This window comes from Amycolatopsis sp. NPDC004772, assembly GCF_053601215.1.
Window position 1 is genome coordinate 83,610 of record NZ_JBSGBK010000003.1, and the last position, 20,489, is coordinate 104,098.

Below are 20,489 nucleotides of genomic sequence, written 5' to 3' on the forward strand. Positions count from 1 at the left end.
TGTTCCGATGACGACCGGGCACCTGAGCGAAGCCGAGCTCCGCCACCGGGCCGGCGAACTGGCCGCGCAGGTCGAGCGGGATCCGACGGCCGTGGATGCGAGCCGGACCGGGGCCGTCGGCTACCTCCTCGTGGATTCGCTCGACGACTCGGCCCCCGGCTTCGCGGCCGACCTCGACACCGCGGCACTCCTGCTCGAACACGGGCTCGCGTTCGCCGCCGACGACCCGCTGTCGTGCTCCTGGCGGACCGCGCTCGCGGTGGGGCGCGCCCACCAGGCCATCACCGGTGACGGTACACAGTGGACCGCCGCGCTGCACTGGGGCGAGCAGGCCGTCGCGACCGCGACGGCCGCCGATGAGCTCGCCGAAGCGGTGCTCACGGTCGCCGACATCCACGCGGACCGGCTGGCAGCGCTGTGGAACGACGAATACCTGTCCGCCGAGACGCGCCGGCACGAACTCGACGACACACTGGCGGCGCTGTCCGCACTGGGCGAGCAGCTGGCGGACCCCGCCGATCGCGCGCTGCTGGACCTGCACCGCGGCCGGCTGCTCAGCGTCCGGTACGACATCCTGGCCGCCGACATCGACCTGCGGCACGCGATCCGGTTGGTGGACAACGCTGTGGGGTGCCTACCGGCCGGGCATCCCATGCTGCCGGAAGGGATGTCGGCACTGGCGGGACTCCACCGCGACCGCTACGCGAAGGACGAGGACCCGGACGACCTCCACACCGCCCTCTCCTTGGCGACGGCGGCCGTCGAGGCCACCCCGCACGACGATCCCGCGCGGCCGATGCGTCACCTGCTGCTGGCCAGACTCCTGCTGACGCGCCGGGCCGGGAACCCGGACCCCGACGACCTCGACCGGATCATCGAAAGCCTCGCCGTCGTCGCCGACCCGGCCGAACCGGAAACCGCGGTGTGGTACGGCGAAGCGCTGCTCGACCGTGGGGAAGAAACCGGCAGCCTCGCCGATCTCACCGCGGCCGCCGAGTGGCTGGCCCACGGCGCCACCGGACAGGGCCCGGACGCCGGGGACGACTGGCTCGTCTGGAGCCGGCTCGCCGAGACGCACAGCGACCTGTTCGAACAGACCGGAGACCAGCGCCACGCGGACGCGGTCCTGGAAGCGGTCGGCCACGGCATCGGGCTCCCGGTTCCGGAACCCGCCTTGACGTACGAATTCCACGCTCGGCGGCTCCAGGCGGTCTTCCAGGACGGCCATCGGCCGGACCTGCGCGAGCTGATCGCCCGGCAGCCCGTGGTGGAGTGGGTGCGGCAGGCACACGCGGCCGTCGACGACGCGGCGGCCGCAGGCGCGCTCTCCGAAGAAGCGGCCTGGCTCTCGTACACGGTCGGGATGTCCTGGTACTACTTGGTCTCCAAGAGCGGCCACGGGGTGACCACCGACCTCGTCGCGTTCCGCACCCTCCTCAACTCGATGAGCCCGCTGTTCCGGAACGCCCTCGATGTCCTGGAGCTGCCTCCGGAGCTCCGGTCGGTCTTGGAAGCGATGACGGAATTCTTCGGCAACACCGCCCGCATCGTCACCGGTGACGGCGACGCGGACTTCTCCGCCCTGCGAAGGACGCTCGCCGAAGCGCAGCTGTCGGAGGGCCTGGACGACCTTCCGTTGCTCATGCACCCCTTGCTCGCCATGGTGGGATCGGCCACCGGATCCTTGAGTGCCTTCGACGCAGGGCTGGCCTATTTCGCCGGCGTCCGTGACGACCAGGCCGCGGATCCGGCCACCCGCGCCGAAGCCGCGGCGATGCACCGGGTTTACGAGGTGAACCGAGCCGTCCAGGCGGGGAAGGAGATACCGGAAGTCTTCCAGCTCGCTCGGAGTGCCTGGGACCTTCTGGACGCACTGCCGCCCAACCCCACCAACGAGCCGCTCTACGACATGCTCGAAATTGTCCTCCGTACCGGGGCAGCCGCCTTGGGGACCGACCCGCCGCCCGCTCGTGACAGCGCGCGCGCCGAATCGTGGCTCAGGAAGTTGCTGGCACCGGTAATGGCCAGCGACGAAGTGCTCGTCGCCATCAGGAACAAAGATGCCGGTGCGCTGAGGGAAATCTGCGCGCGGTGGTCGAGCATGGAGGTTCCGGCCGACGAAGAGGAAGCGTTGGGGGTGCATCTGCCGCGAGCCGTCGCGTACGACAACCTCTCGCTGCTGGACCCGAGCGACACCGAGGCGCTGGAGCGGGCGATCGAAGCCTACCGGGCGTGTCTCACCGGGATCCACCGGGACGGCACCCCGCTGGTCACCGAGCAGGCGACCTCGCTCGCTGCCGCGCTGCGGCGGCGCGGCCGTTCCGGAGATTTCGCCGAAAGCCGCAAGCTCGCCCGGCAGATCGTGGAGAACGCCGCCTGGCGCGTGCTGATCCAGTCCGAGAGCGAGCACGCGATGGAGATCGCGCGCACCGCGATGGACGCCGCCGACCGGCTCACCGCCTGGTGCGTCGACGACGGTGCCGTGGCGGAACTCGTCCAGATCGTCGACGCGCGGCGCAGCCTGGTGCTGCGGTCGGCCAACACGACGCGGGCGGCCTCAGCCCAGCTGAGCAGCCTCGGCGAGGACCGGCTCGCGCTCGAATGGGAGTCCACCGGAGGCGTCGACGAGCCGCTGACTCCCGAGCACGGCGGGCCGGGCACCCGCTGGGGTGGTCTGCGGCGCAAGGTGCTCCGAGTGCTGGCCAAGGACTCGGAAGACCTCCTCAGCCCGCCCGGCGTCGAGGAGCTCCGGAACGCCTTGCGCACGCAGGGTTCCGACGTTCTCGCCTATCTCCTGCCGGCGAACGACCACCACGGGGCGCTCGCCGTTCTCGTTTCTGCGGAGGGTGACCCGGTGGTGCGGCCGCTGCCGAAGCTCGGCGAGGCCGAGCCGGTCAAGCGCTACCAGGAGGCCTACGCCGCGTGGGACGACGCGAAGGACCCGACCGGGCCCGAGTACCGGCAGTGGTGCACCGAGTTGCGCGAAGTCTGCGGCTGGGCCTGGGACGCCGCAGCCGGTGAACTCCTCGCCCACGCCACCGAGATCGCCGGACGCGATCCACGGCTCGTCCTGGTGCCGCTCGGCGTCCTCGGGCTGGTGCCGTGGCACGCCGCGTATCGTCAGGTCGACGGCCACGACCGGCACCTCGTGCAGGACGCGACCGTCTCGTACGTCCCTTCGGGGCGGTTGCTCTGCGAAGCCGTGGCCCGCCCCCACGTGCGCAACGACGCCGCCTTGCTGGTCGGGAATCCCGTCGGCGACCTGCCGGACGGTGCCGCCGAAGCAGTGGCCATCCGGGACTCCTGCTACCCCGGCGGTGTCTTCCTGGGCGGCACCGGCCAGGCGCACTGGTGGGTCCCGGCCCCGGCCGGTTCGGGCACCTCCGAACAGGTGCGAGACCACCTGCGCGACCCGCTCGGCGTGCTGCACCTTGCCTGCCACGCCTTCGCGGACATGCGCAGCCCCCTGCAGTCCCGGATCGAGCTGGCCGGTGGCGCGCTGTCGGCGCGGGACCTCCTGGAGCTGAGCCCGGCCCGGCCCCTCGAACTCGCGCTGGTCGTCCTGGCCGGGTGCACGACCCAGGTGTCCGGAGTGGACTACGACGAGGCGCTGTCCCTCTCGGCGACCTTCCTGGCGATCGGCGCCCGGACCGTCGTGGGCTCCCTGTGGCGGGTGCCCGCCGGCTGGTGCACGGCCGCGCTGATGTGGCTGTTCCACGAGAACGTGCGCCGCCACGGCCTCGCCCCCGCCGAGGCGCTGCGCCGGGCGCAGATGGCCCTGCTCGAGGAAGCACCGTCGCTCGACGGGATGCCGGAGCCGCTGCTGGAGCTGCGGCCGCCCGGGTCCCGCGCGATCGGCATCGAGAGCTGGGCCGGCTTCACTCCGCAGGGGCGGTGAACAGGACCTTCAGCAGCTCCGCGGCCGCGTCCGCCGTGATGTCGGAAAGGACATAGTGGTCGGCGATCGCGGGGAGGAACGTCAGGGGGATCTCGTCGGGCGACCGGCCCGGCAGGACGACCGGCAGCACCTTCTTCGTCCACCGGTCCCGCTCGCGGTGCAGGAGGTCGGCCAGCCTGCCGTACTCCGACCGGACACCGCGGTGGCGCGTCCCGTCGGTCAGTTCGCCGTCGCCCACCGCTTTGTACACCGGTGACGCCACGACGATCACGTAATCGGTGCGCAGGAGCTGGGTCGTGGTCCACTCGTCCCAGTTGCGACGGTGTTCCAGGCCGTCCTGATCGACACGCACGTCGACGCCGGCCCGGCTCAGCAGCCGGCACAGTCTCATGACGGCCTGCTTGTGCGCCAGGGACTCCTGCGCGTAGGAGACGAAGACGCGGGGCCTGCCGTCGCCGGCGGGCATGGCCGGGACGTCCGGTCGCGGCGCTCCCGGGAGCCGCACGGTGAACGCGTCCGGCTCACCGCTCGCGCGGAGGCCGAGCCCGCCGTCCGCCGCCAGGTGGTAGGCACCGCCGGCCAGCACCGGCAGCTCGGTGTAGTCAGGTGGGGTCAGCAGGACCAGCCACGCGGTGTGCGTGCCGACATGGACACCGCCGGAGTGCCGCCACCGCACCCGCGCACTCCCGAGTCCGAAGCTGGCCACCTCCGGACGGACGGCGGGGAGCGCGACGTTGGCTTCGCTCGCGTCGGCCGCCCAGCAGGAGCGGCTGTCGGCGCGGCGGACGAAGTTGAGCTGCCCGGTGAGCTCGTAGGTGCGTGCGGGCTCGGCGACCGTGACCGCGCGGGGGATCACGTCGACCACCATCACCTCGGCGGCGTCGAAGGCGAACTGCACCTCCGCCCAGGCCGGCGGCGTCTCCCCGGGAGGCACGTCGAACTCGTAGTTCACCCGGACCAGATACGCCGCGTGCCCGGCGAAGCCGGCCGGCAGCGGATCGATCCGGTGCAGCTGCCAGCCGGAGAACCGGATCAGGCCGATCTCGATGCCGCCGGGCGCCAGATCGACGGACCGCACCAGGACGTCGAGGAACAGCGGGACACTGCCCGCCATCGGGTTGTCCGTTGACGAACGCACGGATCCTCCTGGGTCTAATCGGGTGTGACTTCTTCGACCAGGCACCGGAAGGAGACCCGCCCTGCCTGCAGCGTGGTCCGGATGTCCGGCCGTCCGGCACCGAACTCTTCGTGGCCCAGCAGCGTCGTCCGGTACAGCCCGGCGCAATCGGCTGACGCCGCCCGGAGCGCGGCGTCGGCGGCATTGACGATGTTCGTGGTGAAGCGGGCGCCGGCCAAGGTCGCCGGTTCCGCCACGTCCGGCTCGCCCGGCTCATCGGCGACCGGACGCTCGCGCAGCAGTTCGTGCAGGGAAGGACTTCCCGGGCTGTCGAGTGAGGCCCATACCGCGATGTCGAGGTAGCCGGTAACCGCTCCTCGGTGGACCGGCAGCTCGGCGAGGCGCGGAGCACGAACGTGTTCGGTGCGTTCGAAGTGCACCGGTGGCCCGTCCGGGCTTCCGGTCACCACCAGCACATCCAGCCGGGTCCCCGGCTTCGCGGCCACGTCACGCAGGGACACCGCGACGTCGGCCGAAGTCCCGGTTCCGGGACGCCACAGCCACGTCGAGGTCTCCGGTCGCTCATCGACCTCGAAGTGGGCGGTGTCCACCGGCAGCGCGGGCGCGGGAACCAGCTCGAAATCGATCGTGCGCACGCGAAGACTCCTCCCCGAGGACGGACCGGTCCGGAGCGGCGCCGCCCGGACTCCGTCCTGCTCGAGGACCCGGCTGTCGACGGGTTCGGCCGTCACCAGGACGACGATCGTCTCGGGTCGCGGAACCGTACGGGGGAGCTCGGCGGGCCAGCTCAACGCCACCCCGCGCAGAGCACCGGTCAGGTCGTTGCCGCCGAACGTGTACTGCCCTCCGGGCGGCAGCCGAACGCCGCTGGGAGAGGAGGGGTTCAGGACCGAGATGGCCGACGCGACCCCGATGTCCAGCAAGGACACGTAGATCGGGTCCGGGCTTTCGTTGCGCACCCGGACGTAGATCGGCTGCCCCAGGTGCAGCACGGAACCCGACGTGGACAGGGGCACGGCGCGGCCGGCCTCGACCCGGCCGAATTCGATCGACACCGGCAGGTCCGGTGCTTCCCCCGGCTGCTCGCTGAGACACCGAAGAGCGCGGGCGCGGGCCACCCGGGTCAAATCCCGGATGATCCGCCGGACGCCTTCGGAGCCGGCCGGGCGAGGCCGGTGCAGCGGCCCGGATTCGTCGTGCACGACCAGGCCGCCGTCGTCGTCGCGGCCGACCTCGACGGGGGATTCCTCGCCGGGGCGGCCGAGCCGGATCAGTGGTGCGGCCTCGACGGCCCGGGCAAGCGGGGCGAGGCACGGATCCGCGGCCGCCAGCCGGACCGGCATCGCCGGCGTGACCGTGCGCAGCGGGTGGGCCCGCGCCCCGAGCGGCAGCTCCGCGGCCGCCGGCCGCAGGTCACCCCAGGCCGCCGCCGGATCCACCCGGTCGACGCGCACCTCCCCGATCCGCCGCCCGTCCGGACCGGCGGATTCGCCGGGCACGACCACGAACTCGTCGCCGGGCACGACCCCGAGGAGCGCGGCCCCGCTGAGCCGGACCCTGCCTGCCACCATGGCGGCGGGCAACGTCGCGACCGGATCGGACTCGGCGACGTCGAACAGCAGCCGCCGGGCCGGTCCTTCGGCTTCCGGACGCTGGACCGGCAGAAGCGCGAGGACCCGGCGGCGCACCCGGTCGACAACCGTGGCCCAGGAGACCGCGAGCCTGCTGTCCTTCGCCTCGGCGAGGGTCCGGACCAGCACGTCGGTCAGCAGCCCGGTCCGGACGCCGTCGGCGTTGACGTACTCGTACGCGGATTGCTCCGGCGCGCACGCCACGATGCGTACGGCGTCCGGGTTGCCCGGCGGCGTCCACCGGGCGAGCCACGGGTCCTCGCGCCGCAGCCGGTCGAGGTGGGCCGCGAGGTGCTGGTACGGGACCGGCGCCGACCGCGCCTTGACCACCTTTTCCGGGTCGCGGGACATGTGGGCGGCGTGACAGCTGTCGAGCACGACTGTCACGTTCTTCGTCTTCGAGGTCAGCCGGGTGAGCAGGAGCGACAGTTCGAGCGAGGTGATGCCCCGGAAGTCGTGCTCGGTGGACTTGTCGTAGTCGACCGGCTCGATGAACTGGATCGGGGCGCCCTCCGGGGCGATGCTGCGCCCGCCGTGGCCCGAGTAGTACACGAGGGCCGCGTCCTCCACGCAGGTCTCGTCGACGAACCGCGAGTACGCGTCCAGGATTCCGGACCGGGTTGCCTCGCTTCCTGCACAAGTCGTACTGGTGAAGCCCCAGTCGCCCAGCGCCCCGGCCATCGCGGCGACGTCCCGCTCCACGCCGGCCAGCCGGCCGGTCCGCGCGCCGATCAGCAGCGCCCGGCGCCGTCCCGCCGGGCTCACCCGATCTCCTGCGCAGCCGCCTTGAGCGCGGTGCGCCAGGGGTAGTCCGGGGGAACCGCGGCGCGCCGGAAGTCACCCACGGCCTCCGTGGCGCGGCAGAGGCACCGCAGGGCGTGCAGGGCCGCGAGGTCGGCCGGGTCGGCGACGCCGGCCGCGAGCACCGCGTCGACCCGGTCCGCGAATTCGCCCGCGACGCTTTCCAGAGGCTCGCCGAACGGCCGCGCTTCGTCGAGGAACGCGCCGAGGGACAGCAGCATCGTCGTGGTGGCCGGGTGATCGGCGGGCAGGGCGAGCACCGCCGCCAGCAGGCTTTCGGCGCCGGCGACCGCGTCGGCCCGGTCGCCGTCGTCGTCGAGCCGGTTGCGCAGGTTCAGGGTCACGGCCAGGACGAACCGGTCCACGGCGGCCTCTTCGGCGTCGCTCTCCCCCGATTCGGCGACCATCGTCGCCAGCGCGACCAATTCGTCGACGACGTCGATCTCGAGCCCGGGAGCGTCCGGCAGCAGCAGATCGGCGGCGCGTGCCCAGACCGGCCGATCCGAGTCGGTGGTGCCCAGTTTGCCCGCCAGCGAGCTCCGCAGCCGATCGCTGTCGGCAGGTGCCGGCTCGGGCTTCGTCCGGGGTTGCGGCGAAGCCGACTCCGGCGGCGCCTGTTCCACGACGGCGACGGGACGGTCGATCGGCGCGGTCTCCATGACCGCCCGCATGTCGGCGAAGGAGAAGAACGTTTCCGTCCCCTGGAAAACGGCATTCGTCCCGGAAAGACGGCCGAAGCGCCCCTGGAGCTCCTGCATCTTCGCCATCGCCCCCATCATCGCCTGCAGGTCGAAGCCGGTGCCGCCGACCATGGTCTGCATGATCTCGGCCACCGCCAGCATCGGCTCCACGGTGCGCTCGAGGTCGGCGGAGGACGGCCCCTCGGCGAGGACCTGGCGGAAGCAGGCGACCGCGCGGTCGACGTCGGCCTTGACGTCCGCGGGGGCACCGCCGGTCACGAGCTGCATCGCCGCACCCGGCGTCTGGAAGAGCTTGTTCACCTTGAACAAGCTGAGCTGCCCGAGCTGCACCCGGCACATCTCCCGGTGCACCTTGGCGAGGTGCGGCGAGTCCAACGCCTCGCCCAGCACCCGCAGCCCCACGTCCCGGTCCCGGTCGTCTTCGGTGTGCAGGCTGTACCGCGCGCCCAGCAGCCATCCGAGCTGGGCGGTGACCTGCGCGCGAACGCTGTCGCCCTCCTGCAGGTAGCGCAGGCACTCCTGCCAGGCGGCGATCGCGCCGTCGAGGTCCGGTAAGGCCGCCGGGCGGCCGGGGCCCGCCCGCCAGTACTGCTGAGCGAGCTGCTGCGCCAGCCGGACGAGGGGACTCAGTCTGGCCGGGCCGTCCAGGTCCGCCAGCTCGGCGCGAAGCCCGGCGATCGTGTCTCCGGTCAACGGTTCGTCCTTCCGTTCAGTGTCCGAAGTGGATGAAGCCGGCCCAGGCGGCGACCGGCGCGGGTGCACCGCACGGCACGGCCGCAACGAGTTCCGCGGGCATGCCCGCCGGCGGCACCCGGGCGGGATCGAGCATCCACATCTGGGCTTGCCGCAGCGCTTGCCAGGGCGGCAGCCCCTCCCGGCGGCAGTAGTGGTGGAACAGGTACATCATCGACGGCGTCTGCGCGTCCGGGATGCTCCACTGGGTCGACAGCACCGACCGGACACCGCCGGTCAGGAAGGCGGTGCCGAGGCTGTACGCCTCGTCATAGCCGTGCACTGACCGCCCGGTGTGGCAGGCGGCGAGGACCACCAGGCCGACCTGCCGCTCCGGCACGGCGACGAGCAGTTCGAGGATTTCCTCCGCCGACAGCTCGCCGCAGCCCGGTTCGGCCGGATCCGCCGCGGCCAGCAGGAGGAAGGCTTTCGCGTCGTCGAGCCCCGCAGCGAACGAACCGTGGCAGGCGAGGTGGAGCATGGCTCCGGCGCCGGGTCCGCAATCGGTGAGCCACCGGCGGAGCTCATCCGCCGTGCCACGCCCGGACGGGCTGACTGTCCCGTTCGGCCGACGGCCGACGTACCGGGCGCCCCGGTAGAACTCCTGCCGGACCGTGTGTGCCTCGAGCCGGGCGGCGTCGAGGCCGAGGGCGACGTGGCCGGTGTCCGGATCACCGACGACCAGGCCCCCGGCGGACAGCGCAACCGGCGCGCGCGCGGCGTTCTCGCACAGCAGCTGAGCCGAGACGGCCTGCGAGATCGCGGCCAGCTCCACGGCGTGGACACCATCTCGCCGCCGGGCGGCCTGCCACGGGATGCGAGCCAGGTCGCCCATCGGGATCAGCACGATGCGCGGCACAGCACCGTCCGCACGCGGCGTGCGCCCGCCGAGGTACCCGTCCAGCAGTGGGCCCATGGCCGCGCGCCAAGCCCAGTCGCACAACGCGTCGAAGCTGCCGGTCAGCGGATCGTCCTCCGGCACGGCCGAGAGGTCGCGGGCCGGGGGGATGTCCTCCGGCTCGGCCGGGAGCGTCACGAGTTCGCGGGACCGGTCGGCCAGGGCGATCAAATACCGTTCGACGCCCTCGTCGTCGTGGACGGACAGCTCCGGCAAGGCCATCCACGCGAGCGGGCCGTCGGCCGGAGCGATGACCGCGAGACCGGGCAGCGGCGATTCCGCCGGTACCAGGTAGACGAGCGCGTCCGCCTCCAGGTTCGCCAGTGCGGTGCGGATGTCGTCGACGCTCGGCGGGTCCAGCAGGCTGCCCGCCTCGTCGGAAGCCTGGGTGAGCACCGAAAGTACCTCGCGACGGAGCCCGCCGGACTCGGCACCTTCGGTTTCCCAGCGCCGGGCCAGCTCGGCGTGCCCGGCCGCATCGAGCCGGGCGGGCACCTTCGCGAGTTCGGTCGCCGCGAACAGCATCAGACCACGGCAGGTGTCCAAGGCACGCAACGCGGCCACGAGGTTGTCGGCGTTCAGGCAACGGCGTGCCAGGCTGATGGCACCGTCGGCGGCATCGCGGACCGCGATCTTCGCGCCGGCCGCGTCGGACTCCAGCAGGGCGCGCCAGGCGTAGCTGCGCTGCGCGAGCAGGCCGGTTTCCCCCACGTCGTCGTGGTGCCCGTTGCGCTCCCGGACCGCGCCGAGCAGTTCGTTCGCCATGACCCAGTGCGGGTGCTGCGGGCCGCCGAGCCGGTCACACGCTCCGCGCAGCAGCTCCTCCGCCTCATCCAGACCATCGGTGTTCGCGGCCACCTCGGACCGCCGGAACAGGCCGAGGGCGACGGACAAACGACAGAACGCCTGCTCCGGGTGCTCGGGCGGCAGCAGTTCCAGTGCCTGCCGGTAGTGGCCGATGGCGAGGTCGATCCGGCCGAGGTCGGTTTCCCGGCCGGCCCGCAGGTAGGCGCCGCCCAGCGCGAGGTGGGTCAGGGCCCGGTCGTGCGCAGCGGCGTCGGGCCGGTCGGCCAGCTCCCGCAGCCGGTCGACCTGTTCCTCCGTCATCTCCTCGCCGGCCCCACCGAGCAGGGCGCGCAACGGTTCCATGCGGGTCACCGTGTCGATCATCGTCTGCTGGACGAGATCCTGACCCGACAGCTGCTGGGCCGACTGCCGGCTCGCCTCGAACCACTTCAGCGTCTCGGCGTGGTCACCGCGCTGGTTGGCCGCGAAGGCCCGGCTCATGGGTTCGAGCATGCCCAGCAGCGGCGCGAACTCCGGCCGGTCCCGCAGCTGCTCGATGTGGGCCGCCAGTTCGTCGGGCACGCGGCGGACCACGCTCTCGTTGCCGTCGTTCACCGCGCGCATGAACCCCGACATCGTCCGCAGCACGCCGAGAACCGGGGCCATTTCCGGGTTGTCCCCGGCGAGGTCGCCAAGGGCGCCGAGTTCGTCGTCGAGGGGCGTCAGATCGGTCAGCTCCCCCTGCATCCCGGCGTGCAGGAGCGCGCTCATCCGGGCCAGGGCCCGCGTTTGCGTCCACTGCGGGTCGGTGGGCGGGTCGGCTTCCGCCAGCCGCAGCAGGTCACCGGCGGAGGCGGCGTACTCGGTCGCCGCCCCGTTGCTCGCATGGGTCGCGCGGAACAACGCCATGAGCATCGCGGCGGCGATCCGGGCGCGTTCGGGGTGGTCCGTGGGCAGCTGCGCCAGGCGGGCAGTCGCCTCGGCGACCTCGGCCGCGGCACACCGGCCGGTGAGCGCCCGGATCACCGTGGCTTGGCACCGCATCACGACGGCGTTCTCTGCGAGCGTCCCCGTCACCGCAGCACTCCCGCTCCGGCTTCCCCCGGCCAGATCGCCACGGCGGTCCGGTCGTCGTCGTGCGACCGCCGGGCGAAGTCGACGTGCGCGGCGAACGCGAGCGGCTCGGGCGGACGCCGCCAGTTCGCGGCGAGGAACCTTCCGACCGGGCCGGTCCCGTCGTCGAGGGGGTCCGCCACCCCGTCGCTGACGAGCACCAGCACGTCGGTGGGCGCGAGGTGCGTCCGGACGACCGGCGGCGGGTGCTCGGGCAGGTACGGGAGCGCGGCGGTGGCCGAGGAAGCCACGGTGGCCCCCTGGTTCTTGACCGGGTGCTGTGGCTCCCAGCGGGCACCCGAGCGCAGCACCCAGGCCGAGGTGTCGCCGTGGGCCAGCAGGTGAACCGGATGGCCGTCGAGAGCCGGGCGCATGTCGACGACCGCGAACAGGACGGTGGTCGCGAGGGCCTGGGCCACCTCCGGCGCGTCCGGGTCGACGACGCGGGGCTGCGCGGCCACCTGCAGCTGGCGGCGGCCCGCGTTGATCACCTTCGTGGCGAGCACCCGCAGGACGTGCGCCCAATCCAGCGCTTCGGGGTCCGTCGTCTCCAGCAGCTTGGCGACCAGGTGGCAGCCGTGCCGGGTGACGACGTTCGCGGCCAGGTGCGACAGCGGGCGGCTCGACATGCCGTCCGCGACCGCCGCGACCACGAACCGGCCGTCGCACCGGAAGGCGTAGGCGTCCTGGCGGACCTTGCCGGCGAACCGGTGGGCACGGCCACGGGTGCTGGCCGCGCGCAGCGCCATCGGCGGCCGTCCCTCGGCGCTGTTCAGCAGCAAGCCGTCGAGCACCGTGTCGCGCTGGTCCCAGTGGTCCGGATCCGGATAGGACGGCACGGTGGCCGCCCGGCCGGGGTCGCCGACGGCGAACGGCGTGATCCGGAACTCGCCGCGCCACGCCGGGGCCGGCGGCCCGGTGACCGGTTCGGCCGTCCGCGGCAGGACGTCCTCCGGCGAGTGCGCCGCCGCGGTCGTGCTCGCTGTCCCGTCCATTTCGGACATCACACGAAGTCGTCGTCGGCGGTGTGCGCGGTGACCCCGGCAGGCAAGTCCTCCTTGTCGGGCAGTTTGATCCCCGATTCTCCGTGGGACAGGCTGCGCCCGGACTCGAGCACGCTCGAGATCATGATCTCGGCCATGGCGGTGATCGCCCTGGCGGCGTCCTCCCCCTTTTCCATCAGGTACATCTGCATCTGCTTCCCGCCGGTCGACGGGTGGATCAAGGACTGCAGGACGCGCGCGTCGGCGTCGTCCACACCGAACGCGATGACGTTCGGGTAAGCCTTGTCCCCGACGAGCTCGGCGAAGGCCGCCTGCCACTCGGCCTGCGGGTCGGTCGGTGCGCCGTCCGACAGGAAGAACACCGCGGGCCGGTGCACCTTGAAGCCGTCCCCCTTCAGCTGCTTGATGTTCGCCGCGACCGTCGAACGCAACAGCCGGAAGGCGGCGACGTACGACGTGCCACCACGCGGCTTGACGACCGGCATCGACAGGCTCGGATCCAGGACGTCGCACAGCGGTAGCTGCACCTGGGCGTCGTCGGCGAAGTCCACGAGCCCGATCCGGACCTTGTCCGAGAGGATCGGGTTCTGCGCGAGGGCGTCCCTGACCTGGACGATGATCCGGTTGGCGGAGTCGATCTTCTTGCCCGACATCGAATAGGACGCGTCGATGACGATGTAGAACGGCAGCAACTTGGCGCCGTGCGCTTCCATGGTGGTGTTCCTTTCGCGATCAGGAGTGCGTGACGGCGGTGCCGTTGCGCGGCACTGGGTTCGGCGGCGCACCGGCGTCGGCCTTGAACTGCCGGTAGGTCTGGCTCGTGCTCACCCGGTGCCGCCCGGCACCGGGCGCAGCCGCCGGCGGCTTCAGCGGCCCCAGTGGCACGGTCACGGCAACGGGTTGCGTGGCGGGCGGTGGTGGCGTGGCGGCCGGTTCCGGCTCCCCGGAATGCACTCGGTACCACCGCTTGAGCTCCTCGTCGCTGCGGCTCTTCGCGATCCGGCCCCAGGTTTCGATCGCCGCCTTGGCGATCTGCGCCTGCTGGTCCACCAGCTGTTTGTTGGCCAGCTTCGCCTGCTGGAGCTGCTGGTCCCGGAGGTCCTGTTCGATCTCCAGCGTCAGGTCGGTGCGGCCGCCGGCCCGCTTCTCGAGGGTCTTCTCCTCCTTGGCCAGCAGCTTGTCGTACAAGGTCGGCTCTCCGACGAGCGACAGGAGCTTGACCACCACCGGCAGCACTTCGATCAGCAGGAAGAGCAACGCCAGGGCCAGCTTGGCCAGCTGCATCTGCGAACTGCCCTCGGTCAGCCGGTCGAGCGCCTCCATCCGGGCGAGCAGGCCGTCGTTGCCGAGTTCGCCGCGGTCGAGCCGGCCCTGGGCTTCAGTGCGCGCCTTCTTGCGCTCCTCGAGCCGGGGCACGAGGGTCGAGAGCTCGGCCGCGGCGGCCTTCGCGTTCGAGGCGGCCCCGCCGGCGATCTTGTCCTGCGCCCGTTTCTTGGCGTCGTTCAGCTGCGAGTTGGCCGTGTCCAGGTCGCCTTTCGCCTGGTCCGCTTTCGCCTTGGCCTGCAGGTACGCCTGGCCGACTCCGGGTTCGTGGGTACCACAGCTGCCCACCAGCTCGCACTGGGCTTCGCCCGCGGCCTTGTCATACGCCTGCTGGGCTGCGGTCACTCGCTGCTGCGCGGCGACGACGTCGGTGTCCCCGCTGACGCTGGGCTGGCTCTGTCCCGAAGCGACGGCCTGGAGTTCGTCGACCTTCTTCTGTGTCGTGTCGATGTCGGCGAACTGCCGGTTCAGCTTTTCCTGCGCGGCGATCAGGTTGTCCGAGTGCATCACCTGGATCTCGTTGGCGATCTCCGGTTCGAAGATCCGCAGCACGAGAGGCATCGAGACGACCGAGCCGATCACGACGGCGAGCAGCAGCCGCGGCACCGCCGCCCCCAGGTTGCGCAGCCAGCCGGACTGGCGCCGGATGTTGACGATCAGCATCCGGTCGAGGTTCAGGATGACGACCGCCCAGAGCACGCCGGCCAACGCCGCCACCGCCGGGGGCAGCTTCAGCGTGCTGATGAGCGCGAACGCGCCGGACACGCCGGCGACCCCGGCGGTCGTCAGCAGCACACCGCCCATCGCGGAGTACTTGATCCGGTCGGTCTTCGCCTTGGCGAGCACGTCCGGCTGGGCTCCCGCCAGGCGGGCCAGTGGGTAGCGGAGGCGCCGCGCCGGACGGCGCGCGGGGCTGGTCATGGGTGCACTTCCTGGTCGGCGTGGTCGTCGACGGATTCGTGATCGGCGAAGAACGCCGTGAGGTCGAGTGGCACCGCGGACAGGCCGGCCCCGAAGAGCGGCGGCGGGGCCGGCAGCGCGACGGGTTCGAGGGGCGCCGGCGTTTCCGGCGCCGCCCACGCATCGACGGCGTTGGCCATCGGCGGCAGCGGCACGGGGGTGCCGCGGGGGAACTCCGGGAGCACCCGGCTCACGGGTGGCAGCTGCGCCGGGCTCAGCCGGGGCAGGTCCAGCTGGGGCATCGGCACCGGCAGGTCGTGGAACGACGGGACGTCGAAGACGGCGACCGGGTCGGTCAGCACCGAAGCCTCACCCAGCTGGTTGCGCGCGGTCACCGTGATCCGGCCGGTGCGGGCGGGGTGGAGGACGATCGTGCCCGTCCCGGCGGCGCCCGGCACCGAGGTGCCGGGAACACCGGGACCGGTCGCCTCGACCGTCGTGGCCTCCTCGGCCGACCAGGTGATCGTGAGCGGCTCGCCGGCCGCGACGATGGTCCGGTCGAGGTCGACCCGCTCGAGGGTCGGCGGCGTGAGCGACTCGCCGAGCGCGCGGCGCAGGTAGCGGTGCCACTCCTCGGCGGAGGGCCGGTCGGCGGGATCGCCGCGCAGCGCCGTCGTGAGCAGCTTCAAGCCGTGGACGTCGAGCACGCCGCGGGCCTGGTTCGGGTCGCGGTTGATCGAGCTGTTGTGGTCCGGGGTCAGGCAGCGCAGCACGAAGAGCCCGAGCTTGTAGAGGTCGGTCGCCCGGGTCAGCACCTCGCTGCCCTCCGGCGGATCCCAGTCCGGCGCGTTGAGCTGCGGTGCCACTTCGCCCACCCGCCGGACGGCGTCGCAGTCGACGAACATCACCGTCGGGTCGGCACCGAGGCGGAACACCGCGTTGCGCGCGTTGATGTCGCCGAACGCCACACTCAGCTCGCCGTGGAGGAACGCGAGCGTGGCGGCGAAGTCACGGCAGATCGTCAGCCGCTCCTCGGGGGTCGGGGTCGGCGTGCCGAGGCGCACCGCGAGGTCGGGCGCGATGAAGAGGAACTGGACTTCGCGCGGCTTGGTCCCGACAGCGCCGCTCGGCAGCCGGAGCTTGTCCATGAAGGAGTCCGGGATCCGGCGCAGGACCAGGCCCAGGAGCGTGCCGTCGCCGTCGACGACCTGCCGTACCGGCCAGGTGGTCGACGCGTCGAGGCGGTGGAGCTTGGCGGGGTCGGCCAGGAGCCGCGACCGCAGGCTGATGATCTTGCCCATCCCCTGCGGCGGTGCCTTGCCGGGTTTGTACTGCTTGTAGACCAGCGGGCCGGAAACGTCGGGCAGGCTCAGCCGCGGTGCGTCGTAGATGTGCGCCTGCCCACCGGAGCCCAGCTTGGCGCCCAGCTTGCCGAGCGCGCGAAGGGGCAGGTCGATGTCCGGCGCTCCGGCGGGCGTCACCAAAGGACACCGCCCACGAAGACGCCGAGGACCAGCCCCAGCAGCAGGACCGCGATCAGGACGACGCGGCTGCCCCGTGCCGGAACGGGCACACCGGCGCGAGAGAGGATCCGCGCGACGCGGCCTGGCTCGGACGACGCCGGCGGTTCGGCCGCCTCCTGCTCGGCCAGCCACCGGCCGGCCAGCACGTCCACCAGCTCGAAGCCGAAACCGCCACGCGCGACGGCACGCACGACGTCGGTGGCTCGCGAATCCGCGGCGAGCCGGCGCGCGTCGTCGCGAGCGGCCGCGGTCTCCCGGCCCGGGCGGGTCGCACCGAACGCCACCGCGGCGACCCGGTCGAAGATGGCGTCGCGAAGCTCCACGGGCACGCGCCGCCGGATGGCCGCGATCGCCCAGCCCTGGTTCTCCAACGCCCTGCGGACGTCGTCGCGGTCGTCGATTCCGGCGGTCTCGTACTCCAGCTCCACCAGTGCGCCGTCGACGGCCCGCACGTCGCGGGCGGTGACCAGGACGCGGACGAGCTCGGTCCACCGCGCGAAGGTCAGCGTGGACCGGAGTATCGGGTCCGGAGCCGGTTCCGAAGGGACCGCCGCTGCCACGGGCACGGGTGCGGGCGGCGCCAGCACAGCGGGCATCACGGCGGCACCCGGCGGCTCGACGCCGTATTCATAGCGGTAGACCAGCGCATTTGCCCGGTATTCGTTGTGCGGGCTCGCCCCTTGGCCGCGCTGCAGGTCTATGACGATCGTTCCCGTCGTTCCGGCCGGCTCCGGCGGCGACTCGAAGAATGTGATATCGAGGCCACCGTTCACCACACCGTCGTCATGGGTGGCGAAAGTCCACCTGCGCGGCGGCAACTCGGGCGCGGCGATTTCGCGCAAAGCCCACAGGATTGCGACCCGGTCGCTTGGTGGGCATCCGACGAAACCGATCGGGCCGTCCGGCGCTTGCAGCAGCCAGGCGAGCGAATGCGCGAGCAGGTCGGCCTGCGCCAGCGCGCGGGCCCGAAACTGCTCGGGCGCATCCGGTTCCCGCAGTTCACCGGCCAGCAGCGACGGCAGCCGCCGGTCGGCGGGTGTCCCGGCCGGACGGTCCTCCCAGTTCGCGGTGGACAGTGCCAGTTCCGCGGTCACCGTGTTCTCGTCACCCAGCAACGCGTGCGTTTCGACGACACCGGGCCGCTGCGGGTCCCAGGTCCGGTACAGGACAGCGGCGAACCCTCCGGGAAAGACCACGTAGCTCAACGCGGACACCGGCGTCGACGGGCTGATCGTCTCGGCGAAACTCAGGTGCGGCTGCACGAGACCGAGCCACCCGGCTTCCGCTTCCGGCCCGTCGAGCGAAGACGCCACCACCGAAACCGCACCGTCGGCGGTGACCTGGAACAGCGCCTGCGCCACCGCGGTCGCGACCGCTTCGGTGCTCGTCATCAGTGTCCTCCGGACGGGTTCGGGCGATTTCGCGACCCGCCGGGCCGACGCACGACGGGCAACGCCTCCGTTCATTCGCTCCGGCCGGTATCGCCGTTACCCGTCCGACCGTTAAATCACGAAGTCGTTGCGCAAGAGCCATTCTGCCGGATGGCCAATGGACCGGCGCCCAGGATTATCGGACAGAAAGATGACAATTCCCGGTGCTCCCGTCACGCAGGCACCCCGCAGTCCGTCAGGATGCTGCCGTATCGAATACGAGAGCCGGAGGACGAATCGGATGGCCGAGCCCGACGCGACGCCCCGGGGAAACGCCGCGGCCGGATCCGGGATCACCCGCCGCGAGGAGGCCGCGAGCGCACCCCACGCCACCCGCCGCGAATCCGCGTCCGGCGCCGGACCGAACCCGACCCGCCGCGAGGATCCCGCCGGCCCGAACGCCACCCGCCGCGAAGACAGGGGTGTCCCCCGGCCGCACGCCACGCGACGCGAAGCAGGCACGCCGGCTCGCCCGTGGTCCGGGCTGTCCGCCGAAGCGCTCCCGGCCGAACTGGCCGCTCGGCTCAGCGGCTTCGAGGCGCTGCCCGGGTCCGGCGGCGAGGCGGAGCTGGTCAAGGTCGCCGACTCCGCGCACCCCGGGGCCGAACTGGTGCTCAAGGTGTACTACGCGCACATCAAGCCGGACGCCGACGTGTGGGCCCAGCTCGCCTCGATCCGGTCGAAGCACGTCGTGCAGGTCGTGGAGACCGGCACGCTCCCCGGCGGCCGCCGCTTCTTCGAGCTGATGGAGTACCTGCCCAACGGGAATCTGCGCGACGCCGGCGCCGGGAAGCACGCGTTCGACACCGCGAGCGTCAACGAGATCGTCCGGCAGCTCACCGACGGCCTGGAGGCGCTGCACTCGCGGCGGATCACCCACCGCGACCTGAAACCGGAGAACATCCTCATCCGCGGCACCAGCCCGAAGATCGAACTGGTGCTGGCCGACTTCGGCCTGAGCCGCCGGCTCAACGCGACCACGCACTTCACGAGTGTGGCGCGGACCCCGTCTTACTCCGCCCCGGAAACGGGCGTCGGACACGTCTCGCCGGCCCTGGACTGGTGGTCGCTCGGCATCTTGGTCCTCGAGCTGGTGACCGGGCAGCAGCCGTTCCACGGGCTCGACGACCTGATGATCCAGAAGTTCGTCACGACGAAGCCGGTCCCGGTCGACGCGATCACCGACCCGCGGCTCAACCGGCTGTGCGCCGGCCTGCTGGTTTCCGACGAGGGAAAACGCTGGAGCGGGACGGAGGTCCGCGAGTGGCTCGCGGGCGGCTCCCCGGCCGTACCCGACCGGCGGGTGCCCGTCGACGCGACCGAGTTCGAGTTCGGCGGCAAGCGGTTCCGCGATCCCGGCAGTCTCGCGGTCGCGATGGCTCTCGAGTGGCGCCTCGCGGCGGGCCGGTACGGCATCTCGCCGAGTCCGTCGTGGACGGCGCTCACGCAGTGGCTGCACCAGTTCGACAACCCGGACCAGTACCCGGTCGGCGTGGTCGAGGACCGTCTCGACCTGCTCGGCCGCCTCGAACAGAGCACCGAGAAACCGAACGCCAAGCTGCTTCGGCTGCTGGCCGGGCTCAACCCTCGGCAGCCACCGATCTACCGCCAGGCCCACATCGATCAGCCGAAGCTGCGCCAGCTGGCGCGGCGGGCGCAGGAAGGGCCGGACGGGGATGCCGGTACCGAGCAGGCCCGGGAGATCGTCGACGAGCTCTGGGAAGGCCGCTTGCTGGAGGTGCTCGCCGGGTTCGACGGTGCGGCCGAGCTGGCCGGGGTGGCCACCCGGTGGACCGCCGCCGTCGGCGAGCTCCGCACGGCCGTCGCGACGCTCAAGCGCAATCCTCGGCTGGCGAGTGTTTTCAGCACGACGAAGCACCGATCCGCCGCGCGTGCCGCGATGCTGGAGCTCGCCGCCGGAGCGCCGTGCGGGGACGACTGGCTGCGCGAACTCGACGACCGCGTGCGGCGGCTCCCGGTTCCCGTGGACTGGTTCACCGACCTGCTTCGCTGGGCCGGCCGCGAGCCGGCCCGCGCCTACGCGGGCCTGTTCGTCTCGGGTCTCGCCCAGGCCGAAGCACAGCAGGTGGTGCTCGCCCGGCAGCAGGCCGAGCAGGCCGAGCGTGCTCGCCAGGCGGCGTGGGCCGGCCGCGAACGGCTTCGCGAAGCAGGCCGCGGCAGCGCGCTCGGCCGTGCCTTCGCGGGCGCCGCGGTGCTGGGCGGCCTCTGGCTGGTCGTCCTGATGTTCTCCGCGAAGACGGCCGCCCTTGCGCTGGTGACTTTTCCGGTGGCCACCCACTTCGCGGCCGAGTCGGTCCTGGCGTACACGATGGCTGCCGACTACCACCCGCGGTATTCGCTGTGGCAGGCGTTCCAGGTGGCGCTGGGCCGGATCGGCGGCAGGCTCCGCGGCGCACCCCGTTTCTGGGCCGTCGGCATCGCCGTGACGCTGGTGGCTCTCATGTTCCTGACCTGGCTGGTCCCCCTTGCCGCGGTCGCCGCCACCATCGCGCACGTCGCCTGGGCGGTGGGCCGGTTCCGCCGGTGGTCGGCGGCGCACGACGAAGAACGCCGGACGGCGTTGACCCGATGACGGCGCGAACGAACAGAG

Annotated in this window: 11 protein-coding genes; 2 read left to right on the forward strand and 9 right to left on the reverse strand. The window is 72.1% G+C overall.

Annotated elements, in window-relative coordinates; genetic code table 11:
- The first annotated feature begins 7 nt into the window (after positions 1 to 7).
- Positions 8 to 3,898 carry a CHAT domain-containing protein gene (locus ACWEF6_RS03035; protein ID WP_449681370.1) on the forward strand — a complete coding sequence of 1,297 codons (3,891 nt, stop codon included), beginning with the start codon at positions 8 to 10 and terminating at the stop codon, positions 3,896 to 3,898.
- Here the strand turns inward: ACWEF6_RS03035 and ACWEF6_RS03040 are convergent.
- The 9 genes from ACWEF6_RS03040 to ACWEF6_RS03080 are packed head-to-tail and all read right to left on the reverse strand — an operon-like array spanning position 3,879 to position 17,839.
- Positions 3,879 to 5,036, reverse strand: a complete 1,158-nt coding sequence (locus ACWEF6_RS03040) for a toll/interleukin-1 receptor domain-containing protein (RefSeq protein WP_449681371.1) — start codon at positions 5,034 to 5,036, stop codon at positions 3,879 to 3,881. The two genes, ACWEF6_RS03035 and ACWEF6_RS03040, sit on opposite strands and share 20 nt — an antisense overlap.
- 14 nt (positions 5,037 to 5,050) lie before the next feature.
- Positions 5,051 to 7,432, reverse strand: coding sequence for a caspase family protein (locus ACWEF6_RS03045; protein WP_449681372.1), 2,382 nt, complete (start codon positions 7,430 to 7,432; stop codon positions 5,051 to 5,053).
- Positions 7,429 to 8,862, reverse strand: coding sequence for a hypothetical protein (locus ACWEF6_RS03050; RefSeq protein WP_449681373.1), 1,434 nt, complete (start codon positions 8,860 to 8,862; stop codon positions 7,429 to 7,431). The genes ACWEF6_RS03045 and ACWEF6_RS03050 overlap by 4 nt, the downstream gene beginning before the upstream one ends.
- 16 nt (positions 8,863 to 8,878) lie before the next feature.
- Positions 8,879 to 11,662: a CHAT domain-containing protein gene (locus tag ACWEF6_RS03055; RefSeq protein WP_449681374.1), complete on the reverse strand. Its 2,784-nt coding sequence runs from the start codon at positions 11,660 to 11,662 to the stop codon at positions 8,879 to 8,881.
- On the reverse strand, positions 11,659 to 12,693 hold the full coding sequence (locus ACWEF6_RS03060; protein ID WP_449681375.1) for a protein phosphatase 2C domain-containing protein: 1,035 nt from the start codon (positions 12,691 to 12,693) through the stop codon (positions 11,659 to 11,661). The genes ACWEF6_RS03055 and ACWEF6_RS03060 overlap by 4 nt, the downstream gene beginning before the upstream one ends.
- An 8-nt stretch (positions 12,694 to 12,701) precedes the next feature.
- On the reverse strand, positions 12,702 to 13,415 hold the full coding sequence (locus ACWEF6_RS03065; protein ID WP_449681376.1) for a vWA domain-containing protein: 714 nt from the start codon (positions 13,413 to 13,415) through the stop codon (positions 12,702 to 12,704).
- Between the two features lie 19 nt (positions 13,416 to 13,434).
- Complete coding sequence (locus ACWEF6_RS03070; protein WP_449681377.1) at positions 13,435 to 14,946, reverse strand: DUF4407 domain-containing protein; 1,512 nt, start codon at positions 14,944 to 14,946, stop codon at positions 13,435 to 13,437.
- A complete protein-coding gene (locus ACWEF6_RS03075; RefSeq protein WP_449681378.1) occupies positions 14,943 to 16,406 on the reverse strand; it encodes a hypothetical protein in 1,464 nt (487 codons plus the stop codon). The genes ACWEF6_RS03070 and ACWEF6_RS03075 overlap by 4 nt, the downstream gene beginning before the upstream one ends.
- Complete coding sequence (locus ACWEF6_RS03080; protein WP_449681379.1) at positions 16,403 to 17,839, reverse strand: hypothetical protein; 1,437 nt, start codon at positions 17,837 to 17,839, stop codon at positions 16,403 to 16,405. The genes ACWEF6_RS03075 and ACWEF6_RS03080 overlap by 4 nt, the downstream gene beginning before the upstream one ends.
- Before the next feature lie 280 nt (positions 17,840 to 18,119).
- On the opposite strand from ACWEF6_RS03080, the gene ACWEF6_RS03085 reads away from it, so the two are divergent.
- A complete protein-coding gene (locus tag ACWEF6_RS03085) occupies positions 18,120 to 20,471 on the forward strand; it encodes a serine/threonine-protein kinase (protein WP_449681380.1) in 2,352 nt (783 codons plus the stop codon).
- Positions 20,472 to 20,489: the final 18 nt, after the last annotated feature.

What these genes read in the sequence shown, in the direction of transcription:
- ACWEF6_RS03035 (WP_449681370.1), top strand. Translation starts at nt 8, where the DNA reads ATGACGACCGGGCACCTGAGCGAAGCCGAGCTCCGCCACCGGGCCGGC.
- ACWEF6_RS03060 (WP_449681375.1), bottom strand. Translation starts at nt 12,693, where the DNA reads ATGGACGGGACAGCGAGCACGACCGCGGCGGCGCACTCGCCGGAGGAC.
- ACWEF6_RS03065 (WP_449681376.1), bottom strand. Translation starts at nt 13,415, where the DNA reads ATGGAAGCGCACGGCGCCAAGTTGCTGCCGTTCTACATCGTCATCGAC.
- ACWEF6_RS03070 (WP_449681377.1), bottom strand. Translation starts at nt 14,946, where the DNA reads ATGACCAGCCCCGCGCGCCGTCCGGCGCGGCGCCTCCGCTACCCACTG.
- ACWEF6_RS03080 (WP_449681379.1), bottom strand. Translation starts at nt 17,839, where the DNA reads ATGACGAGCACCGAAGCGGTCGCGACCGCGGTGGCGCAGGCGCTGTTC.
- ACWEF6_RS03085 (WP_449681380.1), top strand. Translation starts at nt 18,120, where the DNA reads ATGGCCGAGCCCGACGCGACGCCCCGGGGAAACGCCGCGGCCGGATCC.